General features: G+C 42.7%; 13 protein-coding genes. 4 read left to right on the plus strand and 9 right to left on the minus strand.

Going from position 1 to position 13,121, the window contains the following annotated elements; genetic code table 11:
* Positions 1-37: 37 nt before the first annotated feature.
* Positions 38-1,747, minus strand: a complete 1,710-nt coding sequence (locus tag ACYX4J_RS13840) for an FG-GAP repeat protein (protein WP_476176842.1) — start codon at positions 1,745-1,747, stop codon at positions 38-40.
* A gap of 1,025 nt (positions 1,748-2,772) precedes the next feature.
* On the opposite strand from ACYX4J_RS13840, the gene ACYX4J_RS13845 reads away from it, so the two are divergent.
* The 3 genes from ACYX4J_RS13845 to ACYX4J_RS13855 all read left to right on the plus strand — a co-directional run bounded on the left by ACYX4J_RS13845 (position 2,773) and on the right by ACYX4J_RS13855 (position 5,148).
* Positions 2,773-3,207, plus strand: a complete 435-nt coding sequence (locus tag ACYX4J_RS13845) for a hypothetical protein (RefSeq protein WP_476176843.1) — start codon at positions 2,773-2,775, stop codon at positions 3,205-3,207.
* Between the two features lie 62 nt (positions 3,208-3,269).
* Positions 3,270-3,992 carry a 4'-phosphopantetheinyl transferase family protein gene (locus ACYX4J_RS13850; protein WP_476176844.1) on the plus strand — a complete coding sequence of 241 codons (723 nt, stop codon included), beginning with the start codon at positions 3,270-3,272 and terminating at the stop codon, positions 3,990-3,992.
* A gap of 52 nt (positions 3,993-4,044) precedes the next feature.
* Complete coding sequence (locus tag ACYX4J_RS13855) at positions 4,045-5,148, plus strand: 3-deoxy-7-phosphoheptulonate synthase (protein WP_476176845.1); 1,104 nt, start codon at positions 4,045-4,047, stop codon at positions 5,146-5,148.
* Positions 5,149-5,328: 180 nt separating this feature from the next.
* Here ACYX4J_RS13855 and ACYX4J_RS13860 read toward each other — a convergent pair whose 3' ends face one another.
* The 8 genes from ACYX4J_RS13860 to ACYX4J_RS13895 form a co-directional block, all read right to left on the minus strand.
* The gene (locus tag ACYX4J_RS13860; protein ID WP_476176846.1) at positions 5,329-5,829 is read right to left on the minus strand and encodes a GNAT family N-acetyltransferase; all 501 of its coding nucleotides are present in this window, start codon (positions 5,827-5,829) and stop codon (positions 5,329-5,331) included.
* A gap of 94 nt (positions 5,830-5,923) precedes the next feature.
* The gene (locus ACYX4J_RS13865) at positions 5,924-6,412 is read right to left on the minus strand and encodes a GNAT family N-acetyltransferase (RefSeq protein WP_476176847.1); all 489 of its coding nucleotides are present in this window, start codon (positions 6,410-6,412) and stop codon (positions 5,924-5,926) included.
* A gap of 55 nt (positions 6,413-6,467) precedes the next feature.
* The gene (locus ACYX4J_RS13870) at positions 6,468-7,466 is read right to left on the minus strand and encodes a hypothetical protein (protein ID WP_476176848.1); all 999 of its coding nucleotides are present in this window, start codon (positions 7,464-7,466) and stop codon (positions 6,468-6,470) included.
* 272 nt (positions 7,467-7,738) lie between these two features.
* On the minus strand, positions 7,739-8,245 hold the full coding sequence (locus ACYX4J_RS13875) for a GNAT family N-acetyltransferase (RefSeq protein WP_476176849.1): 507 nt from the start codon (positions 8,243-8,245) through the stop codon (positions 7,739-7,741).
* A gap of 460 nt (positions 8,246-8,705) precedes the next feature.
* Complete coding sequence (locus tag ACYX4J_RS13880) at positions 8,706-9,182, minus strand: hypothetical protein (protein WP_476176850.1); 477 nt, start codon at positions 9,180-9,182, stop codon at positions 8,706-8,708.
* A gap of 472 nt (positions 9,183-9,654) precedes the next feature.
* Complete coding sequence (locus tag ACYX4J_RS13885) at positions 9,655-10,173, minus strand: MaoC family dehydratase (RefSeq protein WP_476176851.1); 519 nt, start codon at positions 10,171-10,173, stop codon at positions 9,655-9,657.
* Between the two features lie 30 nt (positions 10,174-10,203).
* Entirely contained in the window at positions 10,204-10,731 is a 528-nt protein-coding gene (locus ACYX4J_RS13890) for a MaoC family dehydratase (RefSeq protein WP_444942190.1), read from the minus strand.
* Positions 10,732-10,787: 56 nt separating this feature from the next.
* Positions 10,788-11,639 (minus strand): HpcH/HpaI aldolase/citrate lyase family protein, encoded by an 852-nt coding sequence (locus ACYX4J_RS13895; protein ID WP_444942191.1) that lies wholly within the window; start codon positions 11,637-11,639, stop codon positions 10,788-10,790.
* 278 nt (positions 11,640-11,917) lie between these two features.
* Here ACYX4J_RS13895 and ACYX4J_RS13900 point away from each other — a divergent pair, with 278 nt between their 5' ends.
* Positions 11,918-13,117 (plus strand): CaiB/BaiF CoA transferase family protein, encoded by a 1,200-nt coding sequence (locus ACYX4J_RS13900; RefSeq protein ID WP_476176852.1) that lies wholly within the window; start codon positions 11,918-11,920, stop codon positions 13,115-13,117.
* The last annotated feature ends 4 nt before the right edge of the window (positions 13,118-13,121 follow it).

The raw sequence follows: 13,121 nt of genomic DNA on the forward strand, positions 1-13,121 counted from the left end.
CCTTCAAGTATAAAACCCCACAAAAGGAAAGAATTAACTAGTAAATATAAATAGCTCCCGCAGCATCCGCATCATTTAAATCTGGATCAGCCATAATCCCAGTATCCGAGCCCTGCTCTTCTGGAGCGCCCACTACCAGGGTATCACCATCGCCACTTAAAGCAATTGAAGTTCCAAAGTAGTCACGCTCATCGGTGTTATTAGCTTTCAGGTAAGTGCTCTCAATCCACTGCCCATCAACCATCGAATACATATAGGCCGCGCCCGCCCTAGATGCCGAGTTGTCATTGCTATCAGCATAGAAACCTATACCAGCACTACTCTCCTGAGCACCTACCGCAAGTAGTGAGCCATCATTGTTCAGGCTAATAGACGTACCAAAAGCATCATCTTCATCGGTGTTACTCGCTTTAAGGTAGGCACTTTGGTGCCAAGAATCTTCTTCGTATGAAAATAGATAGACAGCGCCATTATTGAAGCCATCGCGATCATCAGGGTCCTCTGAAGCACCTGCTTGAAGTGGGGCGCCCACAGCGAGCAGGTTGCCGTCGCTACTAAAACTAACATCCCAACCAAAACGATCGCCCACTCTTGCGCTATCTGCAGTAAGTAGCTGTTGCTGAGCCCAGCCTCCATTATTGGAGAAGATATAAGTTGCTCCCCTGCCACCATGCCCACCAATAGCACCAACCGCCAGAATGGAACCATCATCACTCAAGCTAAGGGATGAACCGAAGTCCATATTTGAATTACTATCACTTGCCTTCAAATAAGCTTCTTGACCCCACTCAACCCCAGAATACTGGAAGATATATACTGCACCAGAATCCAAAGCGTCGTCATTATCAGGGCCACTATTGACACCGGTAGCACTACTATCTTCAGATGGGGCTGCAACTGCCAAGGTTGTTCCATTACCGCTTAAACTCAACGCCCGCCCAAAAAAATCATAGTAGCCATGATTATCTGCTCTTAGTTTAGCGCTGTGAGTCCACTCCAAATCCTCACGGGTGAATATATGAACTGCGCCAGCCGAAAAGTTATCATCCTCACCATTTTCTTTGTAGGCACCAACAGCCAACGTATTTCCGTCGCCACTGAGACTCACTGCAGATCCAAATGCAGCTCCACTTTCAACCTCTAAAGCTTTTAAAACAGCTCGGTAAACCCAACCATCTTCACCATAATCAAAAATATATACAGCCCCTGACCCGCTAGCTGCATTATTAAATTCGTTTAACTCATTACTATCTTCGCCAGTCGCACCAACAGCTATGGTAGAGCCGTCGTCACTAATCACAACGGACCAACCAAACTGGTCACCGGCTTCGGCATTACCAGCCTTGAAATAACCAATACTATCGACAACTTCCTCATCAATCGATATTTCATTTGAATCCAGGCAAGTTGTATCATCACAGCTTTGCAATATATAGCGAGCATTCAATCGCTCAAATAGAGGCACCTTAATTTCTACAATTTCAGAACCTGCAGAAATTTTATCGCTAACTACTTCATAGCCAGATTGCCCATCTTTGTTCTCAAGAAGTTGATAATAGGTAGCCCCTTCAACATCCGACCATTCAAAAGTGAACACTTTTGCTGAATTGAAATATAGGTAGGGAGTCGTCGCTTCTGAGATCGAGGAACCTCCGCCACTATCATCTCCTCCTCCAGATGAGCTGCCCCCACAAGCGCTCAAGATCACACCACATGCAATAACTACCGAACTGCTTTTAAACTTCACAACATCCCTCCCCAAGGAATATGGATTGAATCGCGCGCAACCCTACCAAGCTTCAGTGAAAAGAAAAACCAGAAATAAGATAAAGTGAGAGGCGAAGGAGATTAAAAAGTAAAGTTATAGTTACAATGGTTGATGTCGTGATAACTTGGGAGGCTATATTTCAAGAAAAATAGTTTCCTACCCCCCCCAAAAAATATAAAGACAAAAATACAGCAAAAAGAGACATGCTGTCGAACGCGAGCAATAAGCCAAAGTAAATTAAAATAGAAACGCTAAATAAATTAGCTCATTCGTAATAGAAATTTAAATACGTAAAAATAAAACGATTGAGATGGTAATTTTTGGCCTTTGACAACTTTTTCACACTCTTAAAATAGTGAGCCAGCTCTTTCACCAAGTAAAGTGGCTGTGACACCTATCAATAAGCGGTCCTCCCGTTAATTAAATATCAGGTCGGGTATACCCCAACCTACTGAATACCACTGCATTGACCAGAATATCCGGCCCCAAGCCATCAGTTAGCAATCCCTTACAAATACAGGCAACTCATTAGGATTAATAATATCCATGGAAATGGTATAATAACCATATTCAGCACATGGGAATTTACTATAGAAATCAAATAGTGAAGCTCTATTTTTACAAAATAAATCGGCTATGGGGATTAGAGGGGAGCGCTCCCACAGAGTTGCGAATTCCTGCCATCTTAGCCTTGGCAAACCACCCATAACACTTACTCATAAAGCCACTTGATGCCACAAGTAGCAACCTGAGCTACCCGCTAGTTAATTTCTGCAGAAAACCCATTGCCTCACAATCCCAAACAGGAAATGGTGGATGAAAAATAGTCAGCACGAGAAGCTGGAAATCAACTAATTCTTGGGCTTGGAAGAAAATGTGGCGCCACTTCACCAAAACCCCAAATGATAATAATTTTTATTTGCGTTTAGTGTCTAGCTGGGGTAGTCTAGTGACCCATCATTACTTCTTCTTAAAAATTAATATCGGGGATAGACCTGTCTATATTGCTCAAGCTTAAAAACACAGGGACTGTCATCACAGCTGTCATGCACTCAAATTTATTTTCTCTCACCGCTCTAGTTCTTTATAAGCTTGGCAGCCAGCCGCAAAGTTCGAAGGTAAAGAAGCAATGGATAGGCAGCTATCGCTTAATCCCCATCATAAAAATATGGATCGGTTCCAACTGGGAAACGACGCTAACTCACATTGATAATAAGAACCAAATACAACACCATGGTCGAACAAACAACCTATGGGCTACCCAATATTTCACAGGCAATACCTTTGGTAATTTTGGGGTTAGTATTCTAGATAAAATTCTTGTCTCTATGGCCGGGACTCTTTATTTTTTCTCTGCAACAGTTGGTATTGTTATCGCTAGCTCTCTAGGATCAAATGGCTTAAAGAGGGCTTCAGATGAAAAAAATCATAGAGAATAACCTCTCCGCCAAGCACCTCCCCCAAGACGAAAAAATATAGATACTGAAGAAGCTACGACATCATGAACCAGGACCCTTTTAATGATAGTTGCAACTCAACATCTGCGTTTTTAGGTGGGTTTCAAAATATCGAGTCCAATCACTTTTCTGGTTGCCTGATAGAAACCACTTTTAGCGTGAGAAACTATTGTGACTCATTTTTTGAACTGCTTAATATTCCTTTTTCAGATGTATTAAACAACGCAGTCCCGTCCCGACAGGCCGAATTTCTTGCTGGACGAGCCTGTGCACACTTTGCTCTCAGCAAGCTGGGTATGCCGGTAAAAGAAATCCCTGTAGGGAAGAACCGCTGTCCAGTATGGCCAAAGGGTGTGCAAGCTTCTATTACCCATGCTGGCAACCGAGCAATCTGTGCAGCCAGCACTACATCTGAAGGGCTTGGAATTGATTATGAAACAATTATTTCAGATAAAACTGCCGAAGAAATCAAACACAATATAGTCAGTAATTCAGAAGTAAGCCTACTATCGGAGAGCGGTTTTCCTCTGGAACAGTGGCTAACAATAGCTTTCTCAGTGAAAGAAAGCTTTTTCAAGGCGCTATACCCAAAAGTCGGAAAGTACTTTGACTTTCTGGATGTTGAAATTACTTCAGTATCGCCCCAGCAACAAAAGTTAGAACTAAGAATTTTGCAGGACCTCTCCCCCAGAGTTCTCAGTGGAAGCACCTATACAGCCACCTATCAACCCCATCAAGGCGGCATATTAAGTGTCGTTGAATATTAATCACCACCGACTATACCGACAGCACTTTCGTTAAGAAGAGAAGGACCATTTTATGTCTGACGTTCCAGCTATTCTGAGCGCACGGACTCATATGAAACTCCCGGGTAATGACGAGCTGATCCAAAAAATGCCCTGCCCGTCTGATACCGCTTTAGCGATCGAGCGAACTCGCCACCAGGTTGCCAGAATACTAAGCGGTGAAGATGACCGCCTACTGGTTGTGGTCGGTCCGTGCTCAATTCACGACCCTGAAGCTGCGCTAGACTATGCGCAAAAACTGTCCGAAATTCAAAACCGGTTTGAAAGCAGTCTTTGTCTTGTCATGCGTACATATTTTGAGAAACCGCGTACCACAGTAGGCTGGAAAGGCTTTATTTATGATCCTCATCTGGATGGCAGTGCCGATATGCATACCGGGCTCACCAAAGCCAGGGAGTTATTGCTCAACATCAATGCACTGGGACTAGGTACTGCCACTGAATTCCTGTGCCCTCTGAATGCACTCTACATAGCAGACCTGATTTCCTGGGGAGCTATCGGCGCTCGTACCACGGAATCACAAACACACCGGGAATTAGCCTCTGCACTTCCCTGCCCTATCGGATTTAAAAATAGTACTGACGGAAATGTCAAAGTTGCAATCGATGCAATTCAGGCAGCTCAATCTCAACAGATATTCTGTACCACAACCCACAATGGAAAACTTGAAGCTGTTCAGTCTACAGGCAACCCTAACTGCCACTTAATTCTTCGTGGAGGAAGAAGGCCCAATTATCATGCTGAGGACATAGAACAGGCGATATCTCAGCTTAATTATACATCGCTCCCCTCCGGCATTATGGTTGATTGCAGCCACGGCAACAGCCAGAAAATACATAGTAATCAAATGATTGTTGTGGAATCTCTCTGCGATCAAATCAGTACAGGGCAAAGAAATATCTCAGCAGTAATGATTGAGAGCTTCCTCGAAGAAGGAAGCCAAAAAATTTGCCCCTGGGACAAGATGACCTACGGACAATCGGTTACTGATGCTTGTATCGACTGGGGAGATACTTGTCAGGCGTTAGAGATGCTTTCTGAAGCCATTGTCAGACGCCGCCATCTATTTACCACACCCTACAATATGGAATTAAAGATAAATCAAAGTGCTATGTAAAACTACTTCTGGCATATTTAGGCTGCCAATCCACTGAGGTTATATTGGCACTGTCAAACCAGTGCCAACTTTTTCAATCTCTGACGCAGATTCTATTTGTAATCAATTCAACCCAATAGATATGGCTTGAATTTACAAAGACTCCAGAAAGAAAATGAGAAAAATCCAACAATGTTCCATTTATTTACTTTTTAGCGTAAGAAACATCTCATGCCAACTCAAGCCACCATGAGTAGAATCGGATTTACCTTGATGAATAAACCCATATTTAGAATACATACCAACAAGCTCATCCTGACATATCAGATAAATTTTCTTTTTCCCTAGCTTACTCATAGAGCTAATAAAGCTATTCAATAGCTTATTTGCCATACCCTTACCTTGATATTTGGGGTGAACCACCAGAGACATAATAACAACATTTTCTCCATTCGAATCATGCCCCACCAGCTCTTTAAACTCTTCGTTAGATAATTCTACGTCGTGAGTTGCTCCTGAATTAATAAAACCTATAACTTCCTTATTATTCTCTATAACAAGGAAACCTTCAGGGTAAGTCAAAATTCGCTTTAAAATCTTTTCTTTTGTTGCTGCCTCGTTACCAGCATAAGATACAGATTCAATCTCAAAGCACCTAGCTAGATCCCGCTCATTCGCAGAGCGAATATTAATTTCAGACATCCTTGAGAAAAACTCCATGTTCATAAACCAAAATAAAGAAATACGCTATATGTAACTGATACCAGAGAGTATACGTATCAGCAGTTATATTGAGCTAAATCACCTTAGCCATTAAATAGACATCCGCATACTCACCATTTCTAAATGCATAATTTCTTGCAGTGCCTTCGACCTCAAATCCATACTTCTTATATAGACCTATAGCCTGTTCATTATCAGTATAAACCTCCAACTCTATACGACGAACGGCAAGCCAGTTAATAGATAAGTTGAGCATCGCCTCCAAAAGCTTTGAGCCAACCCCACTCTTTTGATGCTCTTCACTTACTGCCATACCTATATTTGAGACATGCTTTCGCCTTGGATTCGAGAACACCTCCATTCCAATTTGGCCGACGATCATCCCATCCAGAACAGCTACAATGCTATAAAAGTTATCGGGGATATTCCCCAGAAACTTCTCCCATTTATCTATTGAAGGGTATGGGACTTGGAGTGTTCCTGCATAGCAGGAAGACTGAGCATATATATCTTTAATTTCAGGAATATCTTCTTTTCTACTATGTCTAATTTCTATACTCATGGGCCGATTCTCGCATCACTTAATATCAATTTAACCAATATATTAATCTTTTAAACTAATCACCATCCAAGAGTATACTCTTAACATTATGGATTTCTGTAGAGATAACCTTCTTGTTCTGGCGCACCTCCACAGTCACGACCCCACCTGTACAAATATAATGTTTCTCAAAATCTGGATACATCGTAACAAATTGTTTAACCTCAGCTCCAATAAGCGCACTAAACAAAGCATAAGTGAGTGCATAACTGCTGTTATTTGAACTTTCACTAAAATTATAGGTTATGTCACAACCTGAACCTTCATGCCTCTTAAAATCTACACCGCACCGAACATAAGCAGTCCGTAATCGCTTAAATGCACACATAACCTGTTGGTACCGATCATCGGTTCCCTCCCAGGAATAGCTCCAATAAGAATGAATATCATCATTATGGGGTGTTTCATTCTTGCCCGGGATCATATTGAAAAATATCATTTCCCAAAAGTAGTCATCCGGCACTTTTATTTTTGTTTTCGTTATGATTTTTATGGGCTTAATTGGTTTTGGTACTTCGGTACGAAAATCAATTAATTGGCCTTCAAAAATTGACTTGGGTAGCCCCTGATGCCACCAAGCATACACAGTTTGAATCAACTCCGTAACTTCAGATTCATCGGCCTGGCAATGCTCTTTTATTAATTTACCATCTTCAACCCTGTAAAAAATCTCCCACGAATCATCACCCGATATATATGCCCTAAGATCAATGGGGTTAACTAGCTGTCCATAAAATAGCAATAGCTCATCAAGTATCTGCTCCGCTTGCATACCTAGAACGTATCGAATACCGATTACGGAGCCGTACTTTTTAAAACTCTCCGGACGAACTTCAAAAAAGTCACTAAGCTGCTCTAGTAATTTCTTCGCAAGTTCGAGTCCGTGTTCCGGGCTTAATATAGTGGCAGCGTTTACAAAGTCTGATTCAGACTCACTATCCAATAATGACAAGAAATCTTGAAACTCAATCGACTTCGGCAGTTTCAAATAAATATTAGAGGGAAGTTCAGCCACTTTTTCTCCATAAAATTTTTATAATTGACATTGCAATAAAACTTGAAATTTATGCGTATTATAATTCATACAAGCATCCCCTTTGGGAGAAGCGAGCTATCCACTATATCCATATAGTCTTTTTGCTATGCTTACTGGTACTTAATGATAGATCTAACTCTTTTCATATTTTCTCATATATTCATTATCACGCCTATAAAAAATACAATTTTACTCGTCCGCCCTTTTCTATCTGTAAAACGGTGGAAGGTCCATCGCAGTGCAGCTGACAGTTAAGCTCGTGCCGAGAATGCTTTGTGATATACAACCTCTCCACTTGGAAAATCGTCATCAAACGACAGTGCCTGGAAGTACTCTACGGGTACATCGGGTAAAACCAGCCCTTCAATAACTTTGAAGCCAAAACGTCCGTAATAAGTAGGCTCCCCCAGTACAACGCAACCTGCCGCACCTTGTTCTTTGAGGTCAGCCAGGACGCTCTGAACAAGCTTTGAGCCAACCCCTCTTCCTTGATACTCAGGTAGTACTGAAATCGGCCCGAGCCCGAACCAGTTGGCTGAGCCATCAGAAATAACAACTGGAGAAATGGCAATGTGTCCTATAATTTCTTCATCCACTTCAGCCACCTTTGATATAAATAATGCATCAGCCTGGCGAAGGGCCTTCACGATAAACTGCTCAGAGTGATCAGTATACGGAGCATCCCGAAAAGCCAAGGTAGTGACTCTGTGGATTGACTCAATATCTCTTTTACTCTCTTTGCGTATCTGGATATCCAAATTTTTCTCTCTCTAAATTTTTTAAACTATTTTCCCTGCTTTGTTATATTGAAATTTTTTTTAAATTGACACTCTTTCTGTCTCCCACAAGTATATTACTTTTTGAGTAAATTCCTACGATTCTTGATTCACCTGATTTGATACCTTAACGCATTACGTAACAGGCATAGAATGTGACGCATCTTGTCTATGCGCCTTATTCTACTAACACTCTATTACCACTTGCTAACTTAATATATTCATCTTGAAGGGAGCTCTAGGAAGCCATTCCTAGAAATGTATACGCACCGAAGATTGCTCCAAAACAGAAAGCTACTAAAACCAAAAAGACTATGAGTATATGGGGCAGACACTTCTTTATAGCATTTATATATTACGTCTTATTAAACTGATGGAGGTAATTAGTACATTTACCCAAAGTTCGTGGCAACACAGGCTGGATACATATCGCAAGTTATTATTAAGGACTTCTCTCACTAACATCTTTTAATAATGACTCTGGAACCATTTCCTCCAACAAATCCAATGGTAGAAATTTCCCAAAATTCTTCATTGACTGCTTTCGAGATACAAACGTACCACCGCTAGTAAAAGGGAAATTTAAAGCGTTGTTTGCAAAATATGCAGCTTCCTTTAGCAACTCCTTTACCTCACTCGAATTAATCTCCTTGGGGGGAACAAGAAGACTCCCTATCGATTCTCGGCGAACATTTATCTCATTTATATATTGAGATATCTTCGGACAGGCTTCATCATCATGCTCAAATAAAAACGCCGACGCCTCGGAATACCAGTCTACTCTGCAAGTTTCACCCCAAGACATTTCACCATTGCAATATTTTTCTGCCGCTTTAACACCTTTCCTGCTTCCCGAATCAGGCAGCAGGACCCAAATTCTACGGCAACACATGAAAAGATACTTGTGAATTAAGTTCATAGCTCCAGGATCATCGAGATGACCGTTTTCTTTTAGTAGAAAAATCGCCTCCCAAGCTGATTTATTATATTTAATTTAAATCTCCTCGATTTAACATTACTAACAATATTGTTAAGGTTTCATTCAAAAGTAATTGTACCATATTATCAAGCAACATACTTCAAGAAGATAAAGCTAACCAACAAGAATGGCAGCATATATTCATCTCTCAGTCTCCATCTAGTACATGTGCATATCTTTGGGTTGTTATAGCCGCAATATATAGGTGAATACAATCAGCATCCCGAGATACTACGTAATAAGCACGTGTAACTTTTATTTATAAGACTGCAATCAGGGAAATATATGGGTGTTCTGTAGAGTTACCGTTTACTGGAGAGATTTTTGACATGAGTTCCTTTTACAACGATAAAATTAAGTAAAAATTTGGCTGAACTTCAGAGTTCAATGAAAAAATAGCTAAGTTAACAAGTCAATATCCCGCAGCTTTATAGGGACCAAAGTTCTTACGATAAACAAGTAACGTTCGCTTGTAAGCACAAACCCATTCACCATGTTGATTTTGAGCGCGGGAATATATGCTGAGCAGCCCCTGTTCAGGCCTTGATTTTGACTCCCTTTTGGAAAGTATCTCAGATTCGAAGTATAAAGTATCTCCTACATAAACTGGCTGCAACTCACAGTCACTCATCTCCAAGTTAGCTACAACCTTTCCAAACGTCCTAGTTGTATGCGCCATTGCGCTTAAAACAAATGTCTCCAATACTCGTTGCCTATCACCATAAACTCGACGCGCATAAACTTTATCAGTGATAAACGGGCTGAGATCGAATGAGCGAAGTGCATAGTCGATACAGCTAGCTTCAGTGAAGGTTCGACCTGGACGATGCTCGAATATTTGCCCCACTTCAAAATCTTCAAAGTCTATTCCAACCGTTTCTATATAAACGTTATCTTCTACTTCCCGCAAAAAATTAAATGACTCTTTCATTGAGGTCACCTAAATATGGAAAATGAAAATTTAGTAGCCGTTCGCAGAGAAAGGTAGGTGATTGCGCTTGAAAATCAACATATCACACTGCATTTCGCAAATAGTCTTCTTGTCTTGATTCTTTCCATATATAACAATTTCTACTAGCCCCGCGTCGTCATACTCACTACCTGCCTGGACTTCAAGAACCTTACTCTCAGAATACAAGGTATCACCGCCATAAGCTGGTGCCACCATGGAAATTTTTCTCCAACCAACAATTTTTTTTCGTCGATTGTAGGTCTTCCAGATCAAGCCCATTAGCTGTTGAACCGCTAAAGTAGTATCGATTAACGGCTTACCGAATTCAGTTTGGGCGGTGTAACACTCATCAAAATGCAGCATGGCTTGATTTAAGGTCTTGACGCACTCTTCCTTATTATCGTGCTGGCTAATGGTAACGCCGGGCCTATGGTGAAAAACCTGCCCTACCTTAAAGTCTTCAAAATCGAGACCGTAACGCTCTCGGTAGCGATTTTTGCCGGCCTTTATATATGCGGGAAAATGATAGCGGGGCATAGAAACCTCTTGCCTTACCGAAAGGCTCCGGTGAGTTTGGCTCTGCTACAGTACGGTCACAATCCCTTCGAGGCCGCCACAGTTTTCAGTGCCCGCTCAACCACGGGCATATCCACCATCTGTCCATCAACTACAAGAACTCCACCATGATTCTCTTTATAAGCTTTCAGTACTCGCTGAGCATGAGAGAGCGCCTCACTAGATGGTGCCAACCCTTGGTGAATCGGTTTAATTTGCTTTGGATGGATGGCTATTTTTCCAGAAAACCCGAGGGCGGAGACCCTCTGTGTTTCCTCAATTAGGCTTCTTTCATCATCCAGTTCCAAATAGGGGCCATCTACAGCATCAATGCCGGCAAATGCAGCAGCCTGAACCAGCCGCCCCCTGCCATATAAAAGAGCATCCCAGCTCATATCCGACCCCACTGTTGCACTGTAATCAGCCGCACCAAAGGCCAAACAAACCACCTCCTCTACCTGGGCAATACTCAACGCATTCTCCAAACCTTTTGGGGATTCAATCAGGGCTATTATTCGAATCGTTTTATGGGAGGGGGCCATAACCTGGCAAAAACCAATCACTTCTTCTGCTGATTGAACCTTGGGAAGAATCACAACATCTGGCAGTTGCGGCAGATCTAGCAGCATCAACATATCCTTGATACCGCAATCGCTATCGAGCTGGTTGATTCTCAACGCGCGCTGAGTGGGAATAATATCCTCTCCTGTAAAGAAATTGACCACCTGCTCTCTTGCAGTATCTTTATCTTCCAGGGAAACGGCATTTTCCAAATCCACACAGGCAATATCTGCTCCGCTGGTCATTGCTTTTTCATAGCGATCCGGCCGGGTCGCAGGGACAAACAGGACGCTGCGAAAATACTTGCTTCTCTTAGTCGCACTACCCATCTGGCGGCACCCTCTCAACAATTTGACACATAGCCGGATATCCGTTTCCGGTGCCCTTCTCCGCACCCGGATTCTGAACAATCCAGTAGCTCACCAAAAGACTAGCAACTCTGTATTAAATCGCGACACTCACCTTCAGTAAGCCCTGCCTGTCAGAGGGTCACCAAAATACGGGTGACCGACTATTCCCAATATCTACCAGCCAATCCCATCTAATTTACGACTCTTGCTCTATTCTGAGAAATACGGCGTATCTATATTTAGTGGAATATTCCGACATGTTACCTCTCGCAGGCTTGCGGATTGTCGCAGTAGAACAATATGGTGCCGGCCCTTTTGGTACCTTGTATCTGGCAAATCTTGGAGCGGAAATCATTAAGGTCGAAGATATCTCTCGTGGAGGAGATGTAGGCCGTACGGTTGGCCCCTACTTCCTGGAAGGTGAACCCGGGGACAATAGCAGCCTTTTTTTCCAGACTTTCAACCACAACAAACGCAGTTTATCCCTCAATCTTTCCTCTCCCCAAGGCCAGCAAATCTTGCACAAGCTAATTCTTGGTGCAGATGCCCTGACCGACAACCTGCGCGGAGATGTTCCAGACAAGTTGGGTATTACGTACAAACAACTGGGAAAGCTGAACCCAAAAATTGTTTGCGCCCACTTGACTGCCTACGGCCGCAGCGGCGATAGGGCCAAGTGGCCGGGATATGATTACCCCGTGCAGGCAGAGGCAGGCTATTTCAAGCTAACTGGTGAACCTGACAGTCCACCCACCCGATGCGGCCTGTCCCTGGTGGATTTATCCACTGGGGTAGCTCTGGCACTGGCCGTTGTTTCCGGAGTACTCAATGCCAGGGAAACTGGCAAGGGGCGAGATATCGATGTCAGCCTTTTTGATAACGCTTTATACAATTTAAGTTATGTGGCTATGTGGCAATTAAATGCAGGGCACAACCAAAAGCGGGTGCCACGATCAGCACACTTTTCCCTAAGCCCTTGTCAACTTTATAAGACAAAGGACGACTGGATTTACCTGATGTGCAATAAGGAAAAGTTCTGGAAATCCCTGTGTCAATGTATTGAACATCCGGAATTAGCTGACGCACCCAAGTTTGTAAATTTCAGGGAACGCAGGAAAAACCAATCGGAGTTAACCGAAATACTGGATGAGATACTGTCAAAAAAAGATACCGCAGAGTGGCTAAAAATTTTAGCTGGCCAAGTGCCAGCCGCCCCGGTATATGACGTTGAGCAGGCGCTAACAAACCCCTTTGTTTCCGATACCGACCGCATCCAAACAATACCCGGTGATCACGGCAAGGATATTAAAATACTAGCGCCGTCAATTCGCTGCGATGGAGAGATGGTTAATTTCAAGCGGGCACCTACCCTGGGAGAGGACACCAAGGATATCTTGGCTGAGCTTGGCTATTCCGGGGCTGAGATAGCCAAGCTCGCCAAGTATGGCATCATTTGAAAGA

The sequence above is a fragment of the Microbulbifer sp. ABM4_008 genome (genome assembly GCF_056311705.1).